The sequence below is a fragment of the Qipengyuania zhejiangensis genome, assembly GCF_035607565.1.
GTDB classification, from domain to species: Bacteria; Pseudomonadota; Alphaproteobacteria; order Sphingomonadales; family Sphingomonadaceae; genus Qipengyuania; species Qipengyuania zhejiangensis.
The window spans coordinates 207,779-234,554 of sequence record NZ_JAYKGO010000003.1 but is presented as its reverse complement, the minus strand read 5'-3'; the positions used below and the strand labels follow the sequence as shown (position 1 = coordinate 234,554).

Sequence of the window (26,776 nt, the reverse complement as noted above, 5' to 3'; positions counted from 1 at the left end):
GCGGCACAGTGGGCTGCAAGGGAGAGACTCATGTTCAGACTGACGATTTCAGCCGTGTTGCTGGCGGGCGCCGCACCAGCGCTTGCCGAAACCCACACCATCGCCGCGGGTGAAGGTGCGCAGGAACGGTTGCAGGAAGCGCTGATCCTCGTGCAGCCGGGCGACGAGATCGTCCTGGAAGCCGGCCGCTACGCCATCAGCGACGGACTGAGCCTCGATGTGGACGGTGTGACCGTGCGCGGCGCGGGCATGGATGGGACAGTGCTCGACTTTACCGGCCAGCAGGGCGCGGGCGAAGGTTTGCTGGTCACGTCCGATAACGTGACCTTGCGCGACTTCGCGCTGGAAAATCCCAAGGGTGACGGGGTGAAATCCAAGGGCGCGGACAATATCGTCTATCATCGCATCCGCGTAACGTGGACGCGTGGGCCGCATCCGGAAAATGGCGCCTACGGCATCTATCCGGTCGAAAGCGACGGGGTCCTGGTTGACGGGGCCAAGGTTACCGGGGCCTCCGATGCCGGTATCTATGTCGGCCAGTCGAACCGTATCACGGTGCGGAATTCGATCGCCGAAGCGAATGTCGCCGGGATCGAGATCGAAAACAGTCGAAACGCGCTGGTCGAACATAATATCGCCACCCGCAACACGGGCGGTATCCTGATTTTCGACCTGCCCGGCCTTCCGGTGATGGGTGGGGGCAATGTTATCGTGGCCAACAATCTGGTGGTGGCAAACGATACGCCGAATTTCGCGCCACCCGGCAATATCGTGGCGGGCGTCCGCCGCGGTACGGGTATCATGGTCATGGCGAACGATCGGGTGTTGGTGGAAAACAACATCCTGTCGGGCAACCCGACCGCCCCGATCATGGTCATCGCCTACACGCAGGAGTTCGACGATCCGCGCTATGATCCCTATCCGCGCAACGTCACGGTGGGTGCGAACCTGATTGCGGACGGCGGTTACGATCCCCAGCTCGAAGGGGCGGAAGCGCTCCTGGGCGCTTTCGGAGGGGAATTGCCGCCGCTGCTGTGGGACGGGCTCGGCAATCCGGCCACCACGCTGCGTGTCGCACCCGGAATTACCGGCTGGACACTGGGCCTTACCGAACAGGGCAAGGGCCTTGGCGGAGCGCAGCCTGCGCTGCTCCAGAACGCGCCGCGTCCGGTGGACGTGTTCTTCCGCGAAGGTATCGGCGCACCGGCCGAACTGGACGAAAGACTGGGTGGATGATCCGTAAAGCCATCTTCGCAATCGCGCTGGCAAGCGCGGTGACGGCGATGGCGGTCCCGCGGGGCGATACCGACGCCGCCATCACCCAGGAGGCGATGCCGCGTGCGCTTTCGGATTACGGGTTCTTTGCCGATCTGTCGGGCCAGGTTCCCGGACCGGGCGTCACCCCCTACCGGCTGAACACGCCGCTCTATTCCGACGGGGCGGAGAAGCTGCGCTTCGTTTATCTGCCCGAAGGCGCGGCCGCCGTGGCCGATGGTGAAGGCCTGCTTGGCCTGCCCGTCGGCTCTGCGTTGATCAAGACCTTCGCCTTCGGGGACGGCGCACAGCGGCGCCTGATCGAAACGCGGGTCCTGCTGCACCGCGCGGACGGCTGGGTTGCCTTGCCCTACCTTTGGAATGCCGAACAGACCGACGCCCGCTTGGCAATTGTCGGCGCACGGGTCGATCTGGTGACGCCGCGCGGGGAGGCGATCAGCTATCGCGTCCCGAACAAGAACCAGTGCAAGGAATGCCACGGGCTTGACGGCACAGTCGTGCCCATCGGGCCAAAAGCGCGGAACCTGTCGCAGGAATGGTTGTCCGCCATGGTCAAGGCCGGAAACCTCGACGCCGTGCCCGATGCATCGGACCAGCTGCCCTTGTGGGAGGCACGCGATCGCGTTCCAACCGTATCGGCCGCGCGGGCCTATCTCGATGTGAACTGCGCGCATTGCCATCGCCCCGGGGCCACGGCTTCGAACAGCGGGCTCGATCTGCGGTGGGAACAGCAGGACCCGCACGCACTGGGTATCGGCAAACGCCCCGTCGCGGCGGGGCGCGGGGCGGGGGGGCATCTGTTCGATGTGGTCCCGGGATCGCCCGACAGTTCGATCCTGACGTATCGCATGCAAAGCAACGAGCCGGGAATTGCGATGCCCGAAATCGGCAAATCCACCGTTGACGAGGACGGCATCGCCATCGTGCGGCGCTGGATAGAGGAAATGGCTCCATGAAAACCTTTCTCCGAATAGTGGGCGTTCTCGTCGCTCTCGTGATTGTGACCTTCCTGGCGTTCCGGGTGCCCGACACCGATCCTGACGAGATGTGGGCACGGTACGGCAGCGCGCCTTCGCAAAGGCTGACCCTTGACGATGGACGGGCAATCCATGTGCGCGACGAAGGTCCGCGCGGCGCGCCGGTCATAATCCTGCTCCACGGATCGAACGCCGATCTGCACACGTGGCGCGATTGGGCCGACGGACTGCGCGATGAATACCGGGTAATTCGGTTCGACCAGCGCGGGCACGGCCTGAGCGGTCCTGCACCGGACGGAAATTACGAGCTGACATCGTTCATCGGCGATGTCGACAAGGTGGCCGACGCGCTGGGCGTGGAAACCTTCACGCTGGCGGGCAATTCGATGGGCGGTGCCATCGCCATGGGCTATGCGATCGCCAATCCCGACCGGCTGGAAGGGCTGGTGCTGGTGGACGCGAGCGGCGCGCCCGTCATGCGCGAAGGGGGCGGAAACCTCGCGTTCAGCCTCGCGACCAAACCGGTGATCGGCAATCTGATGAGCCAGCTCCTGCCGCGCTCTCTGATCGAAAAGAGCCTGTCGCAGAGCGTGTCGAACCAGTCTGTCGTCACTCCGCAGGCGGTCGACCGGTATTGGGAAATGGCGCGCTATCCGGGCAACCGCGAGGCGACGCGCAAGCGTTTCTCGACCCCGCGCAAATCCTTCCCCGCCGAAACGGTGGCCGCGATGCGGGTTCCGACGCTGGTCATGTGGGGCGAAGACGATGCTCTCGTCCCCTTCGAGGCAGCCGGCTGGTATATGGATCATCTGCCCAACGCGACGCTGGTTGCCTATCCGGGGATCGGACACATCCCGATGGAGGAAGCGCCCGAACGCAGCCTTGCCGACCTGCGGGCGTGGCTTGCCGAAACGGGTGCGGCGCCGGAAAATTCCCCAGCGTCCGGGAATGCTGGAACCGCCCTTTGACCTGATCGTTGTAACCCTCTGATATGAGGGCGGGCCATGCACGGCCTAGAAAATTCGACAGGAAGGAACTGGGGCTTTGCGCAAGCTGGGGCTGATCGGGGGGATGAGCTGGATCTCGACCCGTGCCTATTACGAACGGATCAACCAGTTCGTGCAGAAGCGTGCAGCGCCGATGGCCAGCGCGCCGTTGCTGATCGAAAGCCTCGATTATTCGCAGATATACCAGGCCAAGCAGGCCGATGAGTGGGACCGGGTCGGCACGATACTTGTCGATTCTGCGCGCCGCCTGGAAAGCGCCGGAGCCGAAGGGCTGATCATCGCGGCCAACGCGATGCACATGGTCTATGACCGGCTTACCGAAGCGGTCTCGATACCCGTTCTGCACATTGCCGATAGTGTCGGCCAGGCGATGCAGGAAGCGAAGTGCGAAAGCGCCGCCTTGCTCGGCACGCGCCTGGTGATGACCGAAGGGTTCTATCGCAACCGTCTTGTCGCCCACGGGGTCGACCTGTTGCCGCCCAATCCCGAAACCGTCGAGATGGTCGATGGGATCATCTACAAGGAGCTGATGCTGGGCCGCGTCACCCGCGATGCGGAACGTGCGCTGAAGACCATCATCACCCAGAAGGAAAAGGACGGCGCCGCTGCAATCGTGCTGGCCTGCACCGAACTGGAAATGGTGGTCGACACGCGGGCGAATGTTCTGCCGGTGTTCGATTCAACGTCGATCCATTGCCGTGCGGCGGCCGACTGGATCCTTGGTTGAAGCCTGTCGAACAAATGATGCGTCCTTTTCGCTACACTTTCGAATTTTTCAGCGGAAATTAACTACCACGACATTGATTGATCGTTTCAACCCGTCATGCTGCCCTTCTTCTATTTGAGGGAAGGGACTCGCATTATGAAAATTACGTTCGGTCGCATTGCGGCTGTGAGCGCCGTTGCGCTTGCGGCGGCTGGCTTTGCTGCAACGGGCACAGCCCAATCCGCGCCCGCCAAGGGCTCGAAAATCGAGAATGCCTACATCTGTGTGTTCAACCCAGGCCTGGTCGCCAAGGGTAATGTAACTGCAGAAGCCGCGCGTTCGGCCAAGGCTGCCGGCGGTGCAGTGGGTTTCACCTACAAGAACACCATCCGCGGATTCTCGGTCAACGCTTCGGCGCAGGGTGTTTCCAAGATGCAGGCGAACAACCCGCGGATCGCATACTGCGAGCAAGACCAGATCATGACTGCCGACGGCAAGCCCGGTGGCAGCGCCGGCAAGCCCGGCGGCGGCTCCGCACCGGCTGAGTCCACTCCCTGGGGCGTAACCCGTGTCGGCGGTGGCCTCTCCGGCTCGACCGCGACGGCGTGGGTCATCGATTCCGGCATCGATTACACCCACCCCGACCTCAACGTCGATACCGCTCGTTCGCGCAGCTTCACGCGCGAATCCGACGGCGATGACGCCAATGGCCACGGAACTCACGTTGCGGGCACGATCGCCGCGATAAAGGGCAATGGTATCGGCGTCGTTGGCGTTGCACCGGGCACGAAGGTTGTCGCCGTCAAGGTGCTCACCCGCCAGGGTTCGGGTTCGAACTCGGGCGTGATTGCCGGTGTCGAATACGCGGCCGACAATCACAGCAACGGCGATGTCGCCAATATGAGCCTTGGTGGCGGTTTCAGCCAGGCGCTGAACACAGCTGTCGAAGCCGCTGCCGGTCAGGGACTGAAGTTCGCACTGGCTGCGGGCAATGAATCGACCAGCGCAACGACCAAGTCGCCTGCGTCGGCCAACGGCAACAACATCTACACCATCAGCTCGTTCACCAAGACCAACGATAGCTGGTCGAGTTTCTCGAATTACGGCAACCCGCCGGTCGATTTCGCGGAACCGGGTTCGGCTATTCCGTCGACCTACAAGGATGGTGGCTACGCTACGCTTTCGGGAACGTCGATGGCCAGCCCGCACGCAGCCGGCCTGCTGTTGCTGGGTGCCATTCGTAGCGGCGGAACTGTCAACGGCGATCCGGACGGCAACCCGGACACGATCGGCATCAACTGATCATATTCAAAAAACGGGAAGGGCTGCGCGGCATCGGTCGCGCAGCCCTTTCTTTTTGCCGATAAGGGGCACAGTTCCCGCTCTGTTCACGTTGTCGCGCGGATGGCTCTCACCTAAGCCTCGCACCACCCATGGAACGAGCCCCCTACGCCGCCGACCCCGCTGCAACCCGCGGGCGCGAATTCGCCGAAGAGCGCGAGGGAACCCGCGGGCCGCGCAGCGAATTCCAGCGTGATCGCGACCGGATCGTCCATTCGATCGCCTTTCGCCGCCTGCGATCCAAGACCCAGGTGTTCATCGCACCCGACGGCGATCATTATCGCACCCGCCTGACCCACAGCCTCGAAGTTGCCCAGATAGGCCGTGTGATCGCGCGCGAGCTTGGGCTCGATGAAGACCTGACCGAGGCGTTGTGCCTGGCGCATGACATCGGCCACCCGCCGTTCGGCCATGCCGGGGAAAAAGCGCTGGAAGAGGCGATGGCCCATGCCGGCGGGTATGACCACAACGCGCAAGGCATTCGCACGCTGGCGCGGCTCGAAAGTCCCTATTGCGACCATGAAGGGCTGAACCTCACCTGGGAAACGCTGGAGGGGATGGCCAAGCACAACGGGCCGGTAGTCGCGCCGAACTGGGCCCTGGCCGAAATCGACAAGGCGTTCCCGCTGGCGCTGGGCGAATGGCCATCGCTTGAAGCGCAGGTGGCCGCGATCGCCGATGATATCGCCTATGACAACCACGATATCGATGATGGGCTGCGCGCCGGATTCATCGAAATGGACGATCTTCTGGTGCTGCCATCGGTTGCGGATCAATGGCGGGCCGTCGAACGCCGTTTTCCGCACGCCGGGCGCGATCGCCAGCAACGCGAGCTGGTTCGCACCCAGATCGGGCTTATGGTCAACGACGTGCTGACCCATACGCGCGAGCAGTTGGCCGGCATTGCCAGCGCGGACGATGTGCGTGCGGCAGGTCGGGGTCTTGCAGGATTTTCGCCGTCGATGCGTGAGGAGGAGCGCCGTCTCAAGGCGTTCATGTACGACAAGCTCTATTACCATCCCGAACAGATTGGCACGGCCGAACGTGCGCGCGATGTCATCGCCCGCCTGTTTGTCGCCTACCGCCAGGACCCCAAGCTGCTGCCCGACGAATGGCTCGCCCAATTGCCGGATGGTGACCCGGGCCGGAGCCGCCATATCGCCGATTTCATCGCGGGAATGACCGATCGCTTCGCCATCGAGCAGGTCCGCCGGATTTATGGCCGCGCGCCGGAAGGGTTGAGCAATGTCTGATGCAATCCGCATCGCGTTGGTCGGGGCCACCGGATTGATCGGGCGCGCGGTGATGGAACGCTGCGTCGGACGCGAGGATGTTCGTCTTACGGGCATCGCACGCCGGGAAACGGTGCTGCCGCGCGGCATTCGCATGGAAATGTTCGTGGCTGACCCCGGAAGCTGGGGCGAAGTTCTGGAAGCTGTCCGGCCCAAAGCGATGATCTGCGCGCTGGGCACCACATGGAAGAAATCAGGCGAGGACGAGGCGGCGTTCCGCGCTGTCGATCAGGACCTGGTTCTGGCCGTGGCACGCGCGGCAAAGGAACACGGGGTCGAACGCTTCGTGCATGTCAGCTCGGTCGGTGCCGATATCGCATCGAAGAACCTCTACCTGCGCGTCAAGGGTGAGGTGGAGCGCGATCTGACGAAGGTGCGTTTCGACAGGCTGGACATTCTTCGCCCCGGCCTCCTGCTTGGGCACCGCGAAGGCGACCGGCGGCCCGCAGAACGGCTTGGCATCATGGCCGCGCCGGTGATGAATTTGATGCTGCACGGCAAATACCGCAAGTTTCGCGGCGTACATGCCGAAACGGTGGCCGATGCCGCCCTGTCGCTGGCCAAACGGGCCGCGCGCGGGCGGTTCGTGCACGATCACGATGCGATCCTGCGGGCGGCAAAGGCGCTGCCCCGGATGACGACCGACACCGATTAGGCAGCTGGCAAGGGGGGCGAGGGCATGATCGGACTGGCAACGCGATTGTTCGCCTTCTGGACGGTGGCCGGAACCGTGCTGGCGTGGTTCGTCCCGCCGCTTTTCCTGTGGGTGGTCGATGGCAGCATCGCTCCATTCGGTCAGCCGCTGGTCAGCGTCATGCTGGGCATAATCATGCTGGGCATGGGCCTGACGCTCACACTGGACGATTTCCGCCGGGTCGCGCGCCTGCCGCGCGCCGTGGCCGCCGGCGTCGCGTTGCAGTTCACGATCATGCCGCTTGCCGGAATTGCGTTGGCCAGCGGCCTGAATCTCGAAACCGGGCTTGCGGTCGGACTGGTGCTGGTGGCGTGTTGTCCGGGGGGCACGGCTTCCAACGTGGTGGCGTATCTCGCCAGGGCGAATGTCGCGTTGTCGGTTACCATGACCATGGCATCCACGCTTGTCGCAGTTGTCGTCACCCCGCTGCTGACCGGATGGCTGGCCGGCGTGTTCGTGGAGATCGACCGCTGGGCCCTGTTCCGTTCGATGATCGCGGTGGTTCTGGTTCCCGTTATCGCAGGCGTCGCGTTGCGTGCCCTCGTGCCCAATGTCACGAAACGGATCGAACCGGTCGCGCCGCTCGTTTCGATCCTGTTCGTCGTGCTGATTGTCGGGGCCATCGTTGCCCGATCGAAGGATCTGATCAGCGAATACGCAGGCGTGTTGCTCCTGGCGCTGTTTCTCCTCCACGTTACCGGCTTCGCTCTGGGATACGCGCTCTCCAGGCTGCTGGGGCTGGACGAACAGTCGGCCCGCACGGTCAGCATCGAGGTGGGCATGCAGAACAGCGGGCTGGGCTCGACGCTTGCTTCTGCCCCAAGCTTCGCGGCCCAGTTCGCCAATCCGATGCAGGCCGCGCTCGCACCGGTTCCCAGCGCAATCTCGGCGGTCTATCACGTGGTTATCGGCAGCCTGCTCGCCAGTTGGTGGCGACGGCGCGCGAAGCAGGGGAATTAACGCATGTGGGACACGGTGTTCGGGATCGCCAATGGGTTGGCCATCGTCATGTGGATCGGCCTGATCGTGTTGCCGCGCTGGCCCGCGCTTCTTGCCGGTGTCCTTTATCTTGGTGTTGGCCTCTTGTGCCTGGCGTATGCCACCGGGATCATCGGGTTGATGACCGGCGCCTTCGATCCGGTCGGCGGTGCCGGCGGGGTAGTGGACTTCACCAGCATTTCCGGCGTGCAGTCGATCTTCGCCAGCGACGGGGGTACGACCATCGCCTGGATCCATTATCTCGCCTTCGATCTGTTCGTAGGGCTGTGGATCGCCAGGGACGCCGATGCCAAGGAATTTTCGCGCTTTGTGCAGGCGCCGATCCTGCTTGCGACATTCATGGCCGGACCCCTGGGCCTGCTGGTCTGGCTGATCGTCCGCGAACGCCGCGCCCGGCAAGGGGGGCGGTGGCAATAGCCGCTTGCCAGATTGCCATGAAATGCCATGATGCCGCTCGGAGACTTGAGGAGCGGAGAGAAAATGGCCGAAGCCGGAAAACTGACTTTCGATGAACTGATCCGTCACTGGGCGCAGGAACGGCCCGACCGGATCGCGCTCGAGCAGGAAGGTGACGAGCTTACCTTTGCCGGCCTGGAAGAACGTTCGCGCCGGATTGTGGCGATGCTGGCCGCTCACGCGGTTACCAAGGGCGATCGGGTTGCCTGGCTGGGCAAGAACGACCGTCTCTATTTCGAGCTGTTCTATTCGGCGGCGCGTGTCGGCGTTGTGATGGTGCCGATCGGCTGGCGACTTGCCGCACCGGAAATCGCCTACATCCTCGGCGATACCGGGGCCAAGGTCCTGTTTGTCGACTCAGGGTTCGACGATCTGGCCGCGAAGGCTTGCAGCCAGATGGATGCGGCCCCCGAAGTGATCGGCAAGACCGCGGCTCTGGACGAAATTGCGAGCGCGCCCGCGGACGAGTTCGAGCCCGCCGGCCCAGACGACGCCGTGCTCCAGCTTTACACCTCTGGCACCACCGGCAATCCGAAAGGCGCGGTGCTGACCAACGCCAATCTGTTCTCGCTGCGCCAACCGGCAGAAGCCGCAGGCCAGCCGTGGTCCAGCTGGGACGATAACGAAGCCATCCTGGTGTGCATGCCGTGCGCCCACATCGGCGGCACCGGATTGGGCATCATGGCGATGGCGGCGGGTCTGCGCGCAATCGTTCAGGCCGAATTTTCGCCGGAAGGCGTGCTCGACGGGTTCGAACAGGGCGTCACGCGCCTGTTCATCGTGCCGGCGGCGCTGCAGATGGTGGTGCATCATCCCCGCGCGAAGACGACCGATTTTTCCGCGGTCAAATACGTCATGTACGGCGCGGCACCGATCCCGCTCGATCTGCTGCGCGAGGCAGTGAAAACCATCCCGGGTGCCGGCTTCCTCCAATGCTACGGCATGACCGAAACGACCGGCACGATCGCCATGCTCCCCCCCGAAGATCACGATCTGGAAGGCAACCAGCGGATGCGAAGCGCGGGCAAGGCCGTGCCGGGTGCCGAACTGAAGGTCATTGGCGAAGACGGCGCCGAATTGCCGCGCGGCGAAGTGGGCGAACTGATCTGCCGCAGCCCGTCGAACATGTCGGGGTACTGGAACCTGCCCGACGCCACGGCGTCATCCCTGATCGACGGGTGGATGCACACGGGCGACGCAGCTTACATGGACGATGACGGGTATGTTTATATTCAGGACCGCATCAAGGACATGATCATATCCGGCGGGGAAAATGTGTATCCCGCTCAGGTCGAAAGCGCGATCTATGGCCACCCGTCCGTCGCGGAAGTGGCGGTGATCGGCGTGCCGGACGATACCTGGGGCGAAGCGGTCAAGGCGTGCGTCGTGCCCAAGGAAGGCGCCGAAGTGGACCAGGCCGACATCATCGAATGGACGCGCGAACGCCTGGCCGGCTTCAAGGTACCAAAGAGCGTGGATGTCATCGAAATCATGCCGCGCAACGCGAGCGGCAAGATCCTGCGCCGTGAACTGCGCGCGCCGTATTGGGAAGGGCGCGAACGCCAGGTGAACTAGGCCGCATCGCGCCAACGCGGTGCCTGAAACGAAAAAAGCCCGCCGTGATGGCGGGCTTTTTTGATCGTGGTGGCCTGGTTCAGGTTTCTTCGTCGACTGCGTTTGCGGCCGATTGAAGATCGCTACCGACGCCGCGCACGGTGTTGCACGCTGCGGCAGTCAGGCTCATCGCGGTGATGCCAAGTGCAAGCAGGAACTTCTTCAACATGGTGTATTCCTTCCCTGAGGGCGCCGGAGGGCGCGTCGCGTAGAAAAACCTATGATTTGCACATCGGTTCCCTCCCGTCCATTGCCTGTGTGAAGCGCCGCTCCCATATCCCGCGCGATGAAAGCGCCTGACTTCCTTCTGTTTGCCAGCGAAGCCGAGATCCTGACCCTGTGGGGGGTCGGGTTTCTGCTGGTTGCAGGGTTCTGTTCGTGGATGGAACGGCGGCGGATCAAGCGGGCCGAGTTGAACCGGGTCGGCTGGGTCCCGTGGACCGGGTTGTTCGTGTGTTTCGCGGTCATCGGCGGGGGATGTCTTGCGGTGGCAATACCCGGACTGGCGCAAGGCTGACCTGCCGGACGGGCAGCCTTTCACGAACCTGCGCCTGCGTCATCCGCGGCCGTGATTCGTCACCTGCCGCAGACGCCCGCTGCTTGCTGACTCGAGCTTACAGGCAGGCTTCCAGATACGCCTGGTCGAAACCGAACTGGCGCGCTTTTTCAAGCGTGTAGGGGCGCAGGCCCGAACTGCGGAATTCGCCGATGATCTTGCCGTCGTCGCTTTCGTCGAGATATTCGAACTTGAACAAGGTCTGGGTGACGATCACGTCGCCTTCCATCCCGATAACCTCGGTAATTTCGGTCGTGCGGCGCGAACCGTCACGAAGACGCTTCACCTGAACGATCAGATCGACCGATTCCGCAATCTGACGGCTGATGGCTTCCTTGGGGATCTTGATGTCGCCCATCAGGATCATGTTTTCCATACGGCCAAGGCACTCACGCGGGCTGTTGGCGTGAAGCGTACACATGGACCCGTCGTGGCCCGTGTTCATGGCGGCGAGAAGGTCGAAACATTCCGCGCCACGAATTTCGCCCAGGATAATGCGGTCAGGGCGCATACGCAGGGCGTTCTTCACAAGGTCACCAATCGTGATCGCGCCCTGTCCTTCGAGGTTCGGCGGACGCGTTTCGAGCGGCAGCCAGTGAGGCTGCTGCAGGCGAAGTTCGGCCGCATCCTCGATCGTGAGAACACGCTCGCCCGGGTCGATCATCTTCGACAGGGCGTTTAGCATGGTCGTCTTACCCGAACCCGTACCGCCCGAGATGACAATGTTCATCCGGCAGGCGCCCGCAATCTTGAGCGCGGTACACATCTTCTCGCTCATCGAACCGAAGTCCTTGAGCATGTCGAGCGTGATCGGCTTTTCGGAGAACTTACGAATGGAGATCGCCGTTCCCTTGAGCGACAGCGGCGGAACGATGACGTTCACACGGCTACCGTCCTTGAGACGGGCGTCGGCCAGCGGGGTGGTCTGGTCGACGCGGCGGCCGACCTGGTTCACGATGCGCTGGGCGATCTGGAAAAGATGGTTTTCATCGCGGAACTTGATCGGCGCGATGGTCAGCTTGCCCTTCTTTTCGATGTAGGTCTGGTCGGGGCCGTTGACCATGATGTCGGTCACGTCCGGATCGGTAAGCAGCTCTTCGAGCGGACCGAAACCGAGCAGTTCGTCGACCAGCACCTTTTCCAGCGCGAACTGTTCGCGGCGGTTAAGGGTGACCTTCAGCTCGGCCAGCACTTCCATGATGATGGGGCGGAATTCTTCGGAAAGCTCGTCCTTGCTCAACGTCGACGCGGCTTCGGGGTCGACGCGTTCGAGCAGGCGCGGGAGGACCTGTTCCTTGATCTTGTGAACACTCGCTTCGAACCCGCCTACTTCGGATTCGCCCGAGTGGGTCGTGTTCATGCGGTCGGTAAGGCGCGACATCGCATCTTCGGCGCCGGGCTTGCCGCCCGATGCGGGCGCGGGCTTTTCCGGCAGGGGTGGGAACTGTTCGCCGCCATCTGCCTGGCCTTCGCCCTGCCTGCCGGGCGCAGCGCCGCCGCCGTGCATGGGGCGGGCGACGCCGAATTGCGGACGTGCACCGGTGGCCATCCCTGCCGGTCCATTTTTCCGTCCGAATGCGCTCATTGCATTACCCCCGAGGATACTCTTGTTCTGCCCAGCGCGTACTCAGCCGAATTTTCGGCAAAGTTCGCGTCTCGATGTTTGGTGAATAAAAAAGAAACCTTGATTTTTCCCTAATGGCGACCGGCCGATAGCCGCTTTTGCCTCGGGAAAGTTCGAGGCTGCGGCAGCCTTATACAGCGCAGGTGGTTAACGGCTGGTCACGGGCGCAGTCGACGTATAGCGGGGCCCGGCAACTCGCGGAAATCGGGGCCGACAATGCAACATAGCGAACGCAGCGGGATTATCCTGGCGCTGACCGGCTTTGCCGTGCTGTCGGTGGGCGATGCCGTCATCAAGACGATGGCGGGCGAATGGTCGCCATTGGCCGTGGCCACCTTGCGGTTCGCCCTGGGGGCGGTGGCACTGTCGGCCATGCTGGGACACCGCGAAGGAGGGGCGTCTTTCCGCCCCAGCCATCCGTGGTTGCAGCTGGCGCGCGGGATCTGCCTCGCGGGCGCGACACTTTGCTTTTTCTCCGCGATTTTCGTCATGCCGCTGGCGTCTGCCATGGCGCTGGGTTTCGTGGCCCCCGTGCTGGTGGCGCTGTTGAGCGGTCCCTTGCTTGGCGAAAAAGTCCGCCCGGCCGTCTGGATCGCGTCGATCGTGGCGCTTTGCGGCGTCGCCCTGGTGCTGCGGCCCAACCTTGCGCAACTGGGCGCGGTGGCGCTGTTGCCATTGGCATCGGCGGGGTTCTTTTCGCTGATGGTGATCGCCAACCGGGCCAGCGCCGGGCAGGGCAGTTCCCTGTCGATGCAGGCCTATATCGCGATTGGCGCGATGCCCTTGTTGCTGATCGCAACGATCGGTGGGCATTTTTCAGGAATCGAGGCCCTGGCCATCACGCCCCCTGACTGGACAGTGATTGCGCGATGCGCCGTGGTGGCGGTCACGGCAACGACGGCACACTGGCTGACCTATATGGGCACGATGCGCGCGGGGGCGGCCACCATCGCTCCGACGACTTATGTCCAGATGCTGGTCGCCACCTTCATGGGATGGTGGTGGTTTGACGATGTGCCCGATGCGCTGACCCTGACCGGGGCGGGCATCATAATCGGCGCCGGGCTGATCCTGTGGTGGAGCACCCCTTCGGCCAGGCCGGCAGTGCAGACAACGGCGCCAGCGGTCGATTGATAAGCGCTCAATAGTCGTTAAGTCAGGCGGGCGGACGGAATTCAAGGAACAGCGTTTATGTGCGGAATTATCGGTATTGTCGGCAAGGAAGCGGTCGCCGACAGGCTCGTGGACGGGCTGCGGCGGATGGAATACCGGGGTTATGACAGCGCAGGGATCTGCACGGTCGATGGCGGCCAGCTCGTGCGCCGCCGGGCCGAGGGCAAGCTGGCAAATCTCGCCGCGGTGCTGGCGAGTGACCCCGCATCGGGCCAGATCGGCATCGCGCATACCCGCTGGGCCACGCATGGGGCCCCGACGGCGAAGAACGCGCACCCCCACGCCACCGATCACCTTGCGCTGGTCCACAACGGGATCATCGAAAATTACAAGGAACTGCGCAGCGAACTGAGGGAGGCCGGGCGAACGCTCGAAAGCGACACGGACAGTGAAGTTGTCGCCCACCTGATTTCTCGGCGGGTCGAAGACGGGGAAAGCCCGCAGGATGCCGTGGCCAATGTCCTTCCGCGCCTGCGCGGTGCCTTCGCCCTGGCCATCGCGTTCCGCGATCATCCCGACATGCTGATCGGTGCACGCCGCGGTTCGCCGCTGGTAGTGGGTTACGGTGACGGGGAAACATACCTTGGTTCCGATGCCCTCGCGCTCGCCCCGTTGACCCAGCAGATTTCCTATCTCGAAGAAGGCGACTGGGTCGTGGTCACGCGCGATGGCGCGACGATATTTGATTCCGAAGGGGACCGGGTCGAACGCGTCGTCCAGCAATCCGGCGCATCCGCAGCTGCGGTGGAAAAGGGCAATTACCGCCACTTCATGCAGAAAGAGATTTTCGAGCAGCCGACCGTGGTCGCGCAAACGCTCACATCCTACCTGCGCCAGTCGGACAATTCGGTGGCACTGCCACAGTTCGATTTCGACCTTTCGTCCGTTAAGCGCGTGACCATCGTTGCCTGCGGTACGTCCTATTATGCAGGAATGGTGGCGAAATACTGGATCGAACAGTTTGCCCGCGTCCCGGTCGATATCGATGTGGCGAGCGAGTTCCGTTACCGCGAACCGGTGCTGGAAGACGGTGGCCTGGCGCTGTTCATCTCGCAAAGCGGCGAAACGGCGGACACGCTGGCGGCGTTGCGTCATTGCAAGGAGAACGGCCAGACGATTGGCGTTGTCGTCAACGTGCCGACCAGTTCGATGGCGCGCGAGGCGGATTTGCTGTTGCCCACCCATGCCGGCCCCGAAATCGGTGTTGCATCGACCAAGGCGTTTACCTGCCAGCTGGCCGTTCTGGCCGCACTCGCCGCGCATATGGCGGTGAAGAAGGGGCTGATGAGCCGGGCGGAAGAACAGGAAGTGGTCGCGCATCTGCTGGAAGCGCCCGCGTGCCTCAACGCGGCGCTCGATCATGACGATGATATCGCGTCGATGGCGCACCTTATCGCGCCGGCACGCGACGTGCTCTATCTCGGGCGGGGGCTGGATTATCCGTTGGCAATGGAAGGCGCCCTGAAACTCAAGGAAATCAGCTACATCCACGCCGAAGGCTATGCCAGCGGCGAAATGAAGCATGGCCCCATCGCCCTGATCGACGAGGCGGTCCCCGTGATCGTTCTGGCACCTTCGGGCCCCCTGTTCGAAAAGACCGTTTCCAACATGGAGGAAGTGCGCGCGCGTGGCGGCCAGATCGTGCTTATCTCCGACGGGGCAGGGCTGGAGGCGGCCGGTGAAGGTTGCCTGGCGACGATCGAGATGCCGCGGGTCCACCCACTGATTGCGCCACTGGTTTACGCCATTCCGGTGCAGCTGCTGGCGTATCATGTGGCCTGCGTGAAGGGCACCGATGTCGATCAGCCGCGCAACCTCGCCAAGTCGGTCACGGTAGAGTGAGGCTGCATCGATGAAGGTCGAAGGCGGATGCCATTGCCGCAAAGTGCGGTTCGCGATCGAGATTGAACCGCCGGTCACCTTGCTGGCCTGCAATTGCTCCATCTGCACGATGACGGGGTTTCTTCATCTCATCGTTCCGCAGGAGTGTTTCACTCTCGTTGCGGGCGGCGAGGCGCTGACCTCGTATCGCTTCGGCACGGGCAAGGCAGAACACCTGTTCTGCCAGACCTGCGGCGTAAAAAGCTTCTACCGCCCCCGTTCGCACCCCGAAAGCTTCAGCGTTTCCTTCCATTGCCTCGACAATCCGGAAGCCATCGAAGCGGTTGAGCAGCCATTCGACGGACGCAATTGGGACGCGGCCCGGCAGCTTCTGGCGAAGCAGGAAGCCCCTGATACATAATTGTAAAAAAGCGACGCGGGGCCACCAGAACTTTACGGTCGGCTAACCATTGGCCGTTAACTTTCCAAGGGTGAGCGATCGTGTTGAAATCCCAGCGGGAAAATCCGCGCCGTTGTCGATTCGGCAATCCATCGGGCTGGCAACGCCCGACGGCGGCGACTGGTCGCGTGTTCACGGGCATCAATACTCGCTCCTGCAGCAGCGCCTCATCATGCGCGTTGTGCTGCACGCGGTCGGCTTCGCCCTCGTCTTCGTTGCCTTGTGGGGGCTGGTCTCGCCATACCTGATCGGCTGCTGGGGCGCGGCGCTGGCGTTTGCCGTGGCGCTCGCAGCTATCGAAGATCGCCGAGCCGCCGAAGCAGAGCATTCGAGTTATGGCAAAGACGATATGCGGCGCCACGCGGTTGCCAGCGCTTCGAAAGGCGTGGTCTGGGGCATCGGTCTGATGCTGTTTGCCCGTGCGGGCGGCGCGTATGAACTTCCGATCATCTGGACGATCGTCGCGGTACTCATCCTTGCCACCACTACGAGCCGCTACAGTGCGCCGCTAAGCTCCATCGCGTTCTCTTCGGCGGTGGTCTCCGGCGGCATCGTGTCCGCCATTTTGACCGGCGACTTGATGCTGCTGAGCGTGATCACCTTTTCGGGCCTCCTGGCCATTGCCGGCGTGGTCGAAAATGCCCGCGTGGCTGTGGCCGGGCGCATCACCGACGCGGCCATGCACGAAAAGACCGAAGTCGTTTCGATGCTCTTGCGCGAATTCGAAGAAGGCCAGGCCGACTGGCTGTGGCAGATCGACACCCGCCGCCGCCTCAAATCCGTTTCGCCCCGTTTTGCGTTCGCCTTGGGCCGCAGGGCTGCCGACATCGAAGGCACGTCCTTCCTCGAACTGATCACCGGTCGACACTGGAACAGCGGAGACGTGGCCGAAGGCGTGCGCGAATTTGCGGACAAGCTGAAGCGCAAGGAGCCGTTCTCGGACCTGATCGTGCGGGTTGTGCTGGAAGACGGGCTCCACTGGTGGGAGCTGTCCGGTGCGCCGATTGTCGACGAATCCGGCAAGTTCCAGGGGTACCGCGGGGTCGGTTCCGACGTAACCGAGAAGCGCGAATCCTCCGAAAAGATTGCCTACCTCGCCCGGTACGACACGCTGACCCAATTGCCCAACCGCCTGATGCTCAACGAAGCCTTGGGCGATGCGCTCAAATATGCCGATCATTGGCGCACACGGTGCGCGTTCCTGATGATCGACCTGGACCGGTTCAAATCGGTCAACGATTCGCTGGGCCACCTGGTGGGTGACCAGATGCTGGCTCAGGTCGCGAACCGGCTCAAAAGCCTGGTGGGCGATGGCGAGGTTTGCGGCCGCCTCGGGGGCGACGAGTTTGCGATCGTCATTCGCGATGCGTCCGACAAGAAGAGGATCGAATTCCTTGCCAAGGCGGTCATCGAACAGCTGTCGGCCCCTTACAAGATCGAAAACCAGATCCTGTACGTGGGCGCCAGCATAGGGTCGGCCTATGGCCCGCGCGACGGCAACACGGTGGAAGAGCTGCTTCGTAACGCCGATCTCGCGCTGTACCGCGCGAAGGATGCAGGCGGCGGCGAGCACCGCGACTACGAACCGTCGCTCCATGCCAATGCCGAAGAACGCCGGCAGCTCGAATTCTCGCTCCGCAACGCGCTGGAGAAGGACGAGATGGTCCTTCATTACCAGCCGGTGGTGGATTCGCATACCGAAGAGCTGGTCAGTTTCGAGGCGCTCATTCGCTGGAACAGCAGCGATCACGGGTTCGTCAGCCCGGGCAAGTTCATTCCGTTGGCGGAAGACACCCGGCTGATCGTGCCGATCGGCACATGGGTCATGCAGGAAGCCTGCAAGGAAGCCGCAAACAATTGGCCGCGCGATGTGAAGGTCAATATCAATGTTTCACCCGAACAGCTGCTCGAACCCGATTTCGCCACGACGGTGGTGCAGGCGCTTTCGCACAGCGGGCTCGACCCCAAGCGGCTCGAGATCGAGGTTACCGAAAGCATATTTCTGCGCGACGCCAGTGTGGCCCGCAAGGCTTTGGAACAGTGCATCGCGCTGGGTTGTTCGGTCGCCCTCGATGACTTCGGCACGGGTTACTCATCGCTCGGCTATCTGCGGAAACTGCGGTTCTCGACCATCAAGGTCGACCGCAGCTTCGTTCAGGGGGCCGCGCAGAACAGCCGGGAATCGCTCGCCATTATCCGCGCTGTCGTGGCGATGGCGGACAGCCTCGACATGACGACGACGGCAGAGGGCGTCGAGACCGAGGAAGAAGCGGACATGGTCCGCAACATGGGGTGCACCAAGATCCAGGGCTACCACTTCGGACGCCCGATGCCTGCAGAAGATGCGCGCAAGTTGTTCGCCCGGCGCGCCACCGACATGAAGCGCAAGGCCGGATAGGCAAGGTTTGCAACGCGGCCCGCCATCTGGGCCGCGCCAAAACGCTCAGGCCTTGGCCAGCGCCTTCACCACGCTTTCGAAAAGCGGCAATCCATCGGTGCCGCCATGCGCGGCATCTACCGCGCGTTCGGGGTGCGGCATCATCCCCAGAACGTTGCCGCCCGCGTTAAGAACGCCTGCAATGTCGCGGCGCGATCCGTTGCAGTTTTCCGCATAGCGGAAGGCCACGCGCCCATCGCCTTCGATACGGTCGAGCGTCGCGTCGTCAGCAAAGTAATTGCCATCGTGATGCGCCACCGGGATGTGGATCACCTGGCCCGTCTCATAGCCGGCAGTGAACAGCGATTGCGTGTTCTCCACCGTCAGGGCGACCGTCCGGCAGATGAAATTCTGTCCGGCGTTGCGCATCAGCGCACCGGGCAACAGGCTGGCTTCAGTGAGAATCTGGAAGCCGTTGCACACGCCCAGAACGGGCACCCCGCGTTCTGCCGCGGCCTTTACGTCGCGCATGATCGGGCTGTTGGCCGCCATGGCGCCCGAACGCAGATAATCGCCGTAGGAAAATCCGCCGGGCAGGGCGATGAAATCTAGCCGATCGGGCAAGGCTGCATCGGCATGCCAGACGCGCAGCGGAGCGGTTCCCGATACCTGCTCGATCGCCACCGCCATGTCGCGGTCGCAGTTGGAACCGGGAAAGGTGATGACAGCGGCGCGGAACGACATCAGCCGACCTTCTCGATCCGGTAGTTTTCGATGACCATGTTGGCCAGCAGCTTGCGGCACATTTCGTCGAGCGCTTCGTCCGTCGTCGAGTCGGCGACATCGAGTTCGACGGTGCGACCGATGCGGACATCGTCGACGCCTTCGAAGCCGAGGCCTTCGAGAGCATGGTGAACGGCGCGACCCTGCGGGTCGAGGACACCGGGCTTGAGGCTGACGTGGACGCGGATCTTCATGAACGGGCCTTTCGCTTGCGCGGCTTTGCGCGCGCCTATGCCGTGAAGTGCGCCAGCTTTCAAGCAGTGGCAAATATGCGGTGGGGGACGGACGCGGGATGGCACAGGCTGTAACCGGAGTGCAACATATGAGGCGTTGCGGACACAAATCTGCCCGCAATTGCACGGCGGCAATTCCGGGAATGGCGCAAAACCGCTATCGCGCCGCATCCAGCCTACAAATTTCCCTCCACCTTCCCGCCGCAATTGGCCCGGGATCAAGCAGGATACCAGCCGTGAAAACTAATCGCACTCTCGTTCGCCGCCTCGTCGGCACCAGCCTTGTGGCACTTGCCGCCGCCGCTTCGCAGCCCGCTTTTGCCCAGGATACCGCCACGACCGGCGCTGAAGAGCAGGGCGATGGCCAGCTCAACACCATCATCGTGACCGCCAACCGCCGCGAGGAAAACCTCCAGGACGTGGCGGTTTCCGCCGCGACCCTTTCGGCCGACACCGTCAAGTCGATCTTCGACGGCGGCGCGGAAGTAACCGCGCTTGCCGCACGCGTCCCCGGACTGTTCATCGAAAGCTCGAACGGCCGCGCCGCGCCCCGGTTCTATATCCGCGGCCTCGGCAACACCGATTTCGATCTTGCCGCATCGCAGCCGGTTTCGGTGGTGATGGATGATGTCGTGATGGAAAACGTCACACTGAAGTCCTTCCCGATCTTCGATATCGAACGGATCGAAGTCCTTCGCGGCCCCCAGGGCACGCTGTTCGGCCGCAACACGCCGGCCGGCATCGTCAAGATCGATACCGTGAAGCCGGGTGACACCTTCTCCGTCGATGGGTCGTTCAGCTACGGCAGCTTCAATTCCGTCTCGATCGACGGCGGCGTTACCGTCCCGATCGTTCCCGGCGTGGTTTCGCTGCGCCTTTCCGGCCTGTGGCAACAGCGCGATAACTGGGTCGACAATGGCTTCACCGGTGAAGAGGACGCCTACGGCGCCTACAGCGAGATTGCTGGTCGCGCCCAGTTGCTGCTGACCCCCACCGACAACCTGTCGATCCTGGGTTCCTACTCGGCGCGTGACCTCGACGGCACGTCGACGCTTTTCCGCGCCAACATCCTTGGTCCGGGCGACAACAACCTGAACGACAATTACGACCGCGACACGGTTTTCTACGACGCGGGTGCCGGCAACCAGGCCAAGTACAAGGCAGACATCGCAACGGTGCGCGCCAATTACGATGCCGATTTCGCAACGCTGACCAGCATCACCAGCTGGGCCAACAGCGAAGGCAGCAGCCGCGGCGACATCGACGGTGGATTTGGCGCCAGCTTCCTGCCGGTGATGGGGCCGGGCTTCATCCCGTTCCCGTCGGACACGCAGGACTCGATCGACCTTGAGCAATTCACCCAGGAAGTTCGCCTCGCTTCGGCATCGGGCGGCGCTTTCGAATGGCAGGTCGGTGCATTCTACTTCGACAGCGATTTCAACGTGACCACCGTTGGCTTCGACTTCCCACCGCCGGTCACCGTCAATCACACTAACGAAAGCTGGTCCGTGTTCGGCCAGGTTTCGACCCGCGTGAGCGATGTGCTCAAGCTGACTGGCGGTCTGCGCTGGACCGATGACCAGAAGGATTTCGTCGTCGTGTCGGGTGCGGCGCCGCAGGCCCGTTCGGTTTCCGATTCGCGCCTGAGCTGGGATCTCGCCGCATTCCTCGACGTGAGCGAGGACGCCAGCGTCTTCGCCCGTGTCGCCAGCGGTTTCCGCGCACCGACGATCCAGGGCCGCGACGTGGCCTTTTTCGCTGCTCCGTCCATCGCGACGAGCGAAAAGATCATGAGCTACGAAGTCGGCTTCAAGTCGGAACTGGCCGATCGCCGCGTCCGCCTGAACGGTGCGATCTACTATTACACCATCAACGATCCGCAGTTCTCGGCGGTGGGCGGTGCGGACAATCTGGTGCAGCTGGTCAACGCCGACAAGGGCCGGGGCTTCGGCTTCGAACTTGACAGCGCGTTCCAGATTTCGCCCGATTTCCTCGTTACGGCCGGTGTGAGCTGGAACGATACCAAGATCGAAGACGAAAACCTAGCTGTCGGCATCTGCGCACAGTGCACCGTGGTCGACCCCACGGTCGTCCTGTCGGGCAACACGCGTGCGCTGGTGGATGGAAACCCGTTCCCCAACGCACCTGAATGGATCGCGGACGTAACCGCGCGCTATTCCTTCCCCGTCAGCGCGACCGGCGAATTCTTCGCCTTCACCGACTGGGCCTATCAGGGGAAGACCAACTTCTTCCTGTATGAAAGCCGCGAATTCAATTCGAACAACCAGGTCGAAGGCGGCCTTCGCCTTGGCTATGCCCGCACGGACGGCAGCCTGGAAGTGGCGGCGTTCGTTCGCAACATCACCAACGCGGACAACGTGAAGGGCGGCATCGATTTCAACAACAACACCGCGTTCGTGAACGATCCGCGCGTGTTCGGCCTGTCGGCCCGCGTCAGCTACTAAGCTTCGCACCACCTACGAAAAAGGCCGGAGGGACACGCGTCCCTCCGGCCTTTTTTGTCAGGTTCGGAAAAAGCCGGGGCCTATTCGGCTTGGCTCTTGTGCACGATCCGCACCCGCAGGGCATCCGACGGGTCGAGATAGCGCTGGGCGGCGGCTTGCAGCATTTCCGGGGTCACCGCGTTCAACCGCTGTTCGATGGTGCTGATACGTCCCAGGCGGTCCGGGCGAAGCTGCGCCTCGTCGATGGACGAAATCCACCAGCCGTTCTCGCGCCGGTTCAGCGCCGTGCGTTCGAGCAGAGGCTTGCGCGCGCGGTTCAGCGTATCGGCATCGACAGGTGCCGCCCGCAGCCCCGCCAGAATGGCATCGATTGCGCCGAACACTTCGTCTGCCTGCTGCGGTGCGACCACGACCGACGTCGAGAACGTCCCGTAGCCGTCGAACACATCCGACATGCTCGAACTGGCGTTGGGCGAATAGGTCGCGCCCAGCTCCTCGCGGATTTTCTCGAGCAGCTGCAGCCCCATCACTTCGGACAGAAGCTGCATCGTCACTTCTTCCTGCGCATCGTCGTCGTCGCCCGTCGGCCAGTATGTCTGGACCAGCGCCTGATCGGCAGCGCCGTCATGGTACAAGGTGATCGGGGCACGATCCGTGGCGAAGCTCGCCTTGCGGGCAGCGGTATAATCACCCAGCGCGGCGGGACGCACGGGGAGCGCGCCGAAGGTGGAAGCGACCGCATCGATCACGGCGCTTTCGTCGATATCGCCGACCACGGTGATCTCGATCGGTCCTCCGGACAGCCTGTCTTTGAAGATCGCGCTGGCACCGTCCAGCGTAACACCCGTCAGCTCGGCTTCTTCGGGGAAACCGAAGCGCGGATCGCCATTGGCGACGATTTGCGGAACCTTGAACTGTGCCACGGCGGCCGGCGTGGAATCGGTTTGCGCCACGAAGGGCGGCACCAATGCCTGCCACCGGCTCATCGCTTCGGGGCGGAACCCGGGATCGGTCAGATAGGCTGCGCTGACCTGCATCTGCAGTGGCAGGTCGGCCATCGTCGTGTTGCCGGAAACCTGGATACGGTCGTCTTCAGGGGCGAAACCGTAGGTCAGCTGGCGGCCGGCGAGCACCTGCTGGAGTTCGTCGAAGCTGTGCTTGCCCAACCCGCCGAAGGGCGACATCGCGGACAGGAAGATTGCGTCGGCTGTCTGATCGGGTTTCATGGCCAACTGGCCATCGCCCACGCGGACACGGAACCGCGCCTTGCCATCCTCGAAATCGGTTGTCTTGAGGTTCAACCGGACATTGTTTGCGAACCGGATCGTGCGAACGCCAAGATCGTCGATCGTGGTGTCGCTGGCGATCGTGCCCGCCGTACCGAAATCGGTGTAGGAAAAGGCGGTTGCGCCGCTATCTTCGGGCGGGGCCACAGCGACCTTGGTCGATGCGCCATAGGCAGCAAGGATCGCCGCTTCGCCGTTCGTGATGGCCTGCTTGGTCGAAACGTGGATCAGCGGATCGGACAGGGCGAACTGCCGCTGGAACGCCTGGCTGACGTTCTCGGGCGTCATGTGTGCCTTCAGTTGCCGGAACAACTGGTAGCGGGTTTCCGGTGTGGTGAAGATCTTTTCGTCCCGCCGTGTGGCAAGGATCGCTTCGGCCAGGCCTGCGCTGCGACGCGTTGCCTGCTGTTCGGCGGCCATGCGGTACTGCAATTCGATATTGGCGATCTGTTCGGCGATTTCGCCCGCCGTGAAGCCATGCGTTGCCGCCCGGCGGGTTTCCTGTTCGGCAACTGCCAGCGCTTCGCTCCATTCACCTTCCTTGGCCTGAAGCGTCACCGAGCTTTGTCGGGCAACATCGAAAAAGTCGCTCGCGCTGGCCGCGCCGCCGATGACCGGCGTATCTGGCTGGCTGCTGATCTTCTGGAACCGGCGGTTGAGCACGGCGGTGCCGATGTCGAGCAACAGCTTGTCGCGAAATTCCTCGACCGTGTCGGGCCGCGCCGCATAAGGCGCGAACCGGTCGATCGTGAGGATATACTGCACGTCGGGATCGACGAAATTCTTCGCCGCCGCGCCGCGCGCAAGGTCCACCGTTCCCTTGTCGACAAAATCAATCGGGGCGGCGGGGGCCTGCCAGTCGGCAAAGCGGTCCTTGATCTTGGCCTCGACCAGATCGGGTTCGATGTCGCCGGCGATGACAAGAACGGCGTTGTCCGGCCGGTAGAACCCTTCGTACAGGTCCCGAAGGGTGGCGGCAGAGAAGCTGTCGATGTTCTGCGTGGTGCCATCCGCGCGGAAGCGGGTGGCAAAGCGCGTGGCAGGGGCAATGAACTGCAGGTAATCCTTGATGCGGCGGATCTGGTAATTGTTGCGCGTGCGCGTTTCGGACTGGATGACCCCGCGCTCGCGGTCGATCGCGTCGGGTGCCAGCGTGAGTTCGGAGGCGGTTTCGCGCATCAGCATCAGCGCGGTGTCGAGCAGCGCCGGATCGGTGCGCGGAAGGTCCAGCTTGTAGATCGTGTCTTCGAAACCGGTCGAAGCGTTGGTGTCCGCGCCGAAGGCCAGCCCTTCGCGTTCGAGCAATTTCAGCATCTCGCCTTCGGGAATCGCGGCCGAGCCGTTGAAGGCCATGTGTTCGAGCATGTGGGCAAGGCCCAGCGTCTGTTCCGTTTCATCGACCCAGCCCACATCGAAACCGTAGCGCACCACCGCAGTATCCTTGGGCGTGCCGTTCTTGACGATGGCATAGCGCATTCCGTTGTCGAGTACGCCGTACCGGACCGCCGGGTCGGCGGGTATGTCGTAAACGGGATAACCCCAACCCGTGGTGTTGGCCGCTGCAGCAACCTGGGTTGCGTCCGGCGCCGCTGTCGTTTCGACCGGCGCGTAGGTGGCGCAGCCGGCCAGCGACAAGGCAAAGATCGGCAACGCGGCAAGTGCGCGGCGGCGGGCGTTCGAAAGCATGGTGGTCCCCTGGAAAAATGCCGCAGAACGCGGTGTTTCCCGATAAGCTTAACCCCTGTGTATAGGAATGCAACGGCTTGAGCCGAAAACAGTTTATCGCGCGATTGGGTTCGCTTAACACGTGGTGGTGAGCAGGATCGATCTCGTCTACAATCCGGTTTCCGGCAGCTTCGGCACCGCGCATCTGGAGGCGCTGGCGGATGCGTTGGAGGCCAGCGGATTTGCTGTGACGATGGTGCCGACGGCGCGTGACGGGGTCCGGTTTTCGGGCACGGCCGATCTGGTCTGTATCCACGGCGGGGATGGAACCTTGCGCGATACCGTGCAGGCCATGGGCGCGGATGCCGGCCGCCTGCCGCTGTGCGTCGCGCCATCGGGCACGATCAACCTGGTGGCGAGGGAACTTAGTTATGCGCGCGCGCCGGGCGCGTTCGCCCGGCAGATCGCCAAAGGGTGGAAGGCGGGTGATGCGCGCTGGGTCCACGCCCCGCTGTACCGGTTGGGCGATGTGCCGATCGTGTCATGCCTTTCGATCGGGCCAGACAGCCATGCGGTGGCGCGGGTGTCGGGGCCGCTCAAGAAGCGCATCGGGCGATACGCCTATGTCGTGGCGATGATGCAGCAGATGCGGGATTGGCCGCGCAATCCGGTGACGATCCGCGGCGAACTGTCCGGCGGCGAAGAATTTACGTGCGAGGCAGAGGCCGCCATCGTGTCGAACGCCGCGCTTTATGCGGGGCCGTTCCGGTTGAGCCCGGCAGCCGCGCTTTCGGCGGATTCGATAGAGCTCATCACGCTTACACGCTCCACCCGAATGCGGATCGCCGCCCTCAGCCTTGCATCGATGCTCGGCCTGCCCATCGCGCGGATGGGGCTGGCCGATATCCGCACGGTGCGGCGCATCGAATTCGACCGCTGCGTCACGCCCGTGCAGGTCGATGGCGACCATTTTCCCGACTGCGCTTATGTCATCGCGCCGGCCGGGTTGACGCTGCGGTATGTGGTCTGATTACTTCTTGGGTTTGTTCGGCGTCCGCAGACGCCCGCGGTGCGCGTTCATGTCGAGCACCTCGCCCGGACCCGAATCCTCGTTCTGCAGCAGGCCAAGACGGCGCGCGACTTCCTGGTAGGCTTCGCTTTCGCCGCCAAGGTCGCGGCGGAACCGGTCCTTGTCGAGCTTTTCGCCGGTGTTGATATCCCACAGGCGGCAACCGTCAGGGCTGATTTCGTCGGCCAGGATTACCCGGCTGTAATCGCCGTCCCAGATACGGCCGAATTCCAGTTTGAAATCGATCAGGCGGATATCGACCGCGCTGAACATTCCGGACAGGAAATCGTTGATGCGGATAGCCATGCTGGCCATGTCCTGCATCTCTTCGTGACTGCACCAGTTGAAGCAGGCGATTTCTTCCTCGGATACCAGCGGATCACCGAGGCTGTCGTCCTTGTAACAATATTCGAGCAAAGTGTGCGGCAGCAGCTCGCCTTCCTCGATGCCGAGGCGCTTGGAGAGCGAACCGGCGGCCACGTTGCGCACGATCACTTCCAGGGGAATGATTTCCACCTGACGGATCAGCTGTTCGCGCATGTTGAGGCGGCGAATGAAATGCGTCGGGATGCCGATGTGCGACAGGCGTGTGAACACGTATTCGCTGACGCGGTTGTTGATCACGCCCTTGCCGTTGATCGTGCCCTTTTTCTGGGCGTTGAAGGCGGTCGCATCGTCTTTGAAGTACTGGATCAGTGTGCCCGGTTCGGGGCCTTCATAGAGAATCTTGGCCTTGCCTTCGTAGATCTGGCGGCGACGTGCCATACAGCTGTTCCTTCGCGCTTAAAAAGCTATCGCCCCGGCGGCGGGATCGGCTGGCGTCCGCGGCTCCGGGGCGTGTGAGCCGCCCATACATAAGCGGCGTCACGAAAGCAATTGCGCCTGCGCCGTCATGCGCAGCCG

23 protein-coding genes are annotated in these 26,776 nt (G+C 62.9%); 17 read left to right on the top strand and 6 right to left on the bottom strand.

Annotation, left to right across the window (positions count from 1 at the left end):
• Positions 1-30 precede the first annotated feature (30 nt).
• The 10 genes from VR863_RS08800 to VR863_RS08755 all read left to right on the top strand — a co-directional run bounded on the left by VR863_RS08800 (position 31) and on the right by VR863_RS08755 (position 10,322).
• Entirely contained in the window at positions 31-1,236 is a 1,206-nt protein-coding gene (locus VR863_RS08800; protein ID WP_324828091.1) for a parallel beta-helix domain-containing protein, read from the top strand.
• Positions 1,233-2,231 carry an SO2930 family diheme c-type cytochrome gene (locus VR863_RS08795; RefSeq protein ID WP_324828090.1) on the top strand — a complete coding sequence of 333 codons (999 nt, stop codon included), beginning with the start codon at positions 1,233-1,235 and terminating at the stop codon, positions 2,229-2,231. Before VR863_RS08800 ends, VR863_RS08795 begins: the two co-directional genes overlap by 4 nt.
• Positions 2,228-3,220 (top strand): alpha/beta fold hydrolase, encoded by a 993-nt coding sequence (locus VR863_RS08790; RefSeq protein ID WP_324828089.1) that lies wholly within the window; start codon positions 2,228-2,230, stop codon positions 3,218-3,220. The genes VR863_RS08795 and VR863_RS08790 overlap by 4 nt, the downstream gene beginning before the upstream one ends.
• Before the next feature lie 76 nt (positions 3,221-3,296).
• Complete coding sequence (locus VR863_RS08785; protein WP_324828088.1) at positions 3,297-3,986, top strand: aspartate/glutamate racemase family protein; 690 nt, start codon at positions 3,297-3,299, stop codon at positions 3,984-3,986.
• A 135-nt stretch (positions 3,987-4,121) separates the two neighbouring features.
• A complete protein-coding gene (locus tag VR863_RS08780) occupies positions 4,122-5,267 on the top strand; it encodes a S8 family serine peptidase (RefSeq protein ID WP_324828087.1) in 1,146 nt (381 codons plus the stop codon).
• Positions 5,268-5,398: 131 nt separating this feature from the next.
• Entirely contained in the window at positions 5,399-6,559 is a 1,161-nt protein-coding gene (locus VR863_RS08775; protein WP_324828086.1) for a deoxyguanosinetriphosphate triphosphohydrolase, read from the top strand.
• Positions 6,552-7,253, top strand: coding sequence for an NAD(P)H-binding protein (locus VR863_RS08770; protein WP_324828085.1), 702 nt, complete (start codon positions 6,552-6,554; stop codon positions 7,251-7,253). Before VR863_RS08775 ends, VR863_RS08770 begins: the two co-directional genes overlap by 8 nt.
• Positions 7,254-7,277: 24 nt before the next feature.
• Positions 7,278-8,252 (top strand): bile acid:sodium symporter family protein, encoded by a 975-nt coding sequence (locus VR863_RS08765; protein ID WP_324828084.1) that lies wholly within the window; start codon positions 7,278-7,280, stop codon positions 8,250-8,252.
• Positions 8,253-8,255: 3 nt separating this feature from the next.
• Positions 8,256-8,708, top strand: a complete 453-nt coding sequence (locus tag VR863_RS08760; RefSeq protein WP_324828083.1) for an ABA4-like family protein — start codon at positions 8,256-8,258, stop codon at positions 8,706-8,708.
• 27 nt (positions 8,709-8,735) lie between these two features.
• Positions 8,736-10,322 (top strand): fatty acid--CoA ligase, encoded by a 1,587-nt coding sequence (locus VR863_RS08755; RefSeq protein ID WP_324828082.1) that lies wholly within the window; start codon positions 8,736-8,738, stop codon positions 10,320-10,322.
• 79 nt (positions 10,323-10,401) lie between these two features.
• Here the strand turns inward: VR863_RS08755 and VR863_RS08750 are convergent, their stop codons facing one another.
• A complete protein-coding gene (locus tag VR863_RS08750; protein ID WP_324828081.1) occupies positions 10,402-10,530 on the bottom strand; it encodes a hypothetical protein in 129 nt (42 codons plus the stop codon).
• Positions 10,531-10,647: 117 nt separating this feature from the next.
• Between VR863_RS08750 and VR863_RS08745 the strand changes: the two genes are divergently transcribed.
• A complete protein-coding gene (locus VR863_RS08745; protein ID WP_324828080.1) occupies positions 10,648-10,878 on the top strand; it encodes a hypothetical protein in 231 nt (76 codons plus the stop codon).
• 97 nt (positions 10,879-10,975) lie between these two features.
• On the opposite strand, the gene VR863_RS08740 is transcribed toward VR863_RS08745, so the two are convergent.
• The gene (locus tag VR863_RS08740) at positions 10,976-12,502 is read right to left on the bottom strand and encodes a TadA family conjugal transfer-associated ATPase (RefSeq protein ID WP_324828079.1); all 1,527 of its coding nucleotides are present in this window, start codon (positions 12,500-12,502) and stop codon (positions 10,976-10,978) included.
• A 255-nt stretch (positions 12,503-12,757) separates the two neighbouring features.
• On the opposite strand from VR863_RS08740, the gene VR863_RS08735 reads away from it, so the two are divergent.
• The 4 genes from VR863_RS08735 to VR863_RS08720 all read left to right on the top strand — a co-directional run bounded on the left by VR863_RS08735 (position 12,758) and on the right by VR863_RS08720 (position 18,393).
• A complete protein-coding gene (locus tag VR863_RS08735; protein ID WP_324828078.1) occupies positions 12,758-13,675 on the top strand; it encodes a DMT family transporter in 918 nt (305 codons plus the stop codon).
• Positions 13,676-13,732: 57 nt separating this feature from the next.
• The gene (gene glmS, locus VR863_RS08730) at positions 13,733-15,556 is read left to right on the top strand and encodes a glutamine--fructose-6-phosphate transaminase (isomerizing) (RefSeq protein ID WP_324828077.1); all 1,824 of its coding nucleotides are present in this window, start codon (positions 13,733-13,735) and stop codon (positions 15,554-15,556) included.
• Positions 15,557-15,566: 10 nt separating this feature from the next.
• Positions 15,567-15,956, top strand: coding sequence for a GFA family protein (locus tag VR863_RS08725; protein ID WP_324828076.1), 390 nt, complete (start codon positions 15,567-15,569; stop codon positions 15,954-15,956).
• Positions 15,957-16,074: 118 nt separating this feature from the next.
• Complete coding sequence (locus VR863_RS08720) at positions 16,075-18,393, top strand: putative bifunctional diguanylate cyclase/phosphodiesterase (RefSeq protein WP_434785005.1); 2,319 nt, start codon at positions 16,075-16,077, stop codon at positions 18,391-18,393.
• A 45-nt stretch (positions 18,394-18,438) separates the two neighbouring features.
• Here VR863_RS08720 and purQ read toward each other — a convergent pair whose 3' ends face one another.
• Positions 18,439-19,116 (bottom strand): phosphoribosylformylglycinamidine synthase subunit PurQ, encoded by a 678-nt coding sequence (gene purQ, locus VR863_RS08715; RefSeq protein WP_324828074.1) that lies wholly within the window; start codon positions 19,114-19,116, stop codon positions 18,439-18,441.
• Positions 19,116-19,349: a phosphoribosylformylglycinamidine synthase subunit PurS gene (gene purS, locus VR863_RS08710; protein ID WP_324828073.1), complete on the bottom strand. Its 234-nt coding sequence runs from the start codon at positions 19,347-19,349 to the stop codon at positions 19,116-19,118. Before purS ends, purQ begins: the two co-directional genes overlap by 1 nt.
• A 275-nt stretch (positions 19,350-19,624) precedes the next feature.
• Between purS and VR863_RS08705 the strand changes: the two genes are divergently transcribed.
• Entirely contained in the window at positions 19,625-21,853 is a 2,229-nt protein-coding gene (locus tag VR863_RS08705) for a TonB-dependent receptor (protein WP_324828072.1), read from the top strand.
• A gap of 80 nt (positions 21,854-21,933) precedes the next feature.
• Here VR863_RS08705 and VR863_RS08700 read toward each other — a convergent pair whose 3' ends face one another.
• Positions 21,934-24,825, bottom strand: a complete 2,892-nt coding sequence (locus tag VR863_RS08700) for a M16 family metallopeptidase (protein WP_324828071.1) — start codon at positions 24,823-24,825, stop codon at positions 21,934-21,936.
• Between the two features lie 127 nt (positions 24,826-24,952).
• Here VR863_RS08700 and VR863_RS08695 point away from each other — a divergent pair, with 127 nt between their 5' ends.
• Positions 24,953-25,834 carry a diacylglycerol/lipid kinase family protein gene (locus VR863_RS08695; protein WP_324828070.1) on the top strand — a complete coding sequence of 294 codons (882 nt, stop codon included), beginning with the start codon at positions 24,953-24,955 and terminating at the stop codon, positions 25,832-25,834.
• On the opposite strand, the gene purC is transcribed toward VR863_RS08695, so the two are convergent.
• A complete protein-coding gene (gene purC / locus VR863_RS08690; RefSeq protein WP_324828069.1) occupies positions 25,835-26,638 on the bottom strand; it encodes a phosphoribosylaminoimidazolesuccinocarboxamide synthase in 804 nt (267 codons plus the stop codon).
• Positions 26,639-26,776 lie beyond the last annotated feature (138 nt).

Coding starts and splice junctions, on each gene's coding strand:
- VR863_RS08800 (WP_324828091.1), top strand. CDS start 31: ATGTTCAGACTGACGATTTCAGCCGTGTTGCTGGCGGGCGCCGCACCA.
- VR863_RS08795 (WP_324828090.1), top strand. CDS start 1,233: ATGATCCGTAAAGCCATCTTCGCAATCGCGCTGGCAAGCGCGGTGACG.
- VR863_RS08790 (WP_324828089.1), top strand. CDS start 2,228: ATGAAAACCTTTCTCCGAATAGTGGGCGTTCTCGTCGCTCTCGTGATT.
- VR863_RS08780 (WP_324828087.1), top strand. CDS start 4,122: ATGAAAATTACGTTCGGTCGCATTGCGGCTGTGAGCGCCGTTGCGCTT.
- VR863_RS08775 (WP_324828086.1), top strand. CDS start 5,399: ATGGAACGAGCCCCCTACGCCGCCGACCCCGCTGCAACCCGCGGGCGC.
- VR863_RS08770 (WP_324828085.1), top strand. CDS start 6,552: ATGTCTGATGCAATCCGCATCGCGTTGGTCGGGGCCACCGGATTGATC.
- VR863_RS08765 (WP_324828084.1), top strand. CDS start 7,278: ATGATCGGACTGGCAACGCGATTGTTCGCCTTCTGGACGGTGGCCGGA.
- VR863_RS08760 (WP_324828083.1), top strand. CDS start 8,256: ATGTGGGACACGGTGTTCGGGATCGCCAATGGGTTGGCCATCGTCATG.
- VR863_RS08755 (WP_324828082.1), top strand. CDS start 8,736: ATGATGCCGCTCGGAGACTTGAGGAGCGGAGAGAAAATGGCCGAAGCC.
- VR863_RS08750 (WP_324828081.1), bottom strand. CDS start 10,530: ATGTTGAAGAAGTTCCTGCTTGCACTTGGCATCACCGCGATGAGCCTG.
- VR863_RS08745 (WP_324828080.1), top strand. CDS start 10,648: ATGAAAGCGCCTGACTTCCTTCTGTTTGCCAGCGAAGCCGAGATCCTG.
- VR863_RS08740 (WP_324828079.1), bottom strand. CDS start 12,502: ATGAGCGCATTCGGACGGAAAAATGGACCGGCAGGGATGGCCACCGGT.
- VR863_RS08735 (WP_324828078.1), top strand. CDS start 12,758: ATGCAACATAGCGAACGCAGCGGGATTATCCTGGCGCTGACCGGCTTT.
- glmS (WP_324828077.1), top strand. CDS start 13,733: ATGTGCGGAATTATCGGTATTGTCGGCAAGGAAGCGGTCGCCGACAGG.
- VR863_RS08725 (WP_324828076.1), top strand. CDS start 15,567: ATGAAGGTCGAAGGCGGATGCCATTGCCGCAAAGTGCGGTTCGCGATC.
- purQ (WP_324828074.1), bottom strand. CDS start 19,116: ATGTCGTTCCGCGCCGCTGTCATCACCTTTCCCGGTTCCAACTGCGAC.
- purS (WP_324828073.1), bottom strand. CDS start 19,349: ATGAAGATCCGCGTCCACGTCAGCCTCAAGCCCGGTGTCCTCGACCCG.
- VR863_RS08700 (WP_324828071.1), bottom strand. CDS start 24,825: ATGCTTTCGAACGCCCGCCGCCGCGCACTTGCCGCGTTGCCGATCTTT.
- purC (WP_324828069.1), bottom strand. CDS start 26,638: ATGGCACGTCGCCGCCAGATCTACGAAGGCAAGGCCAAGATTCTCTAT.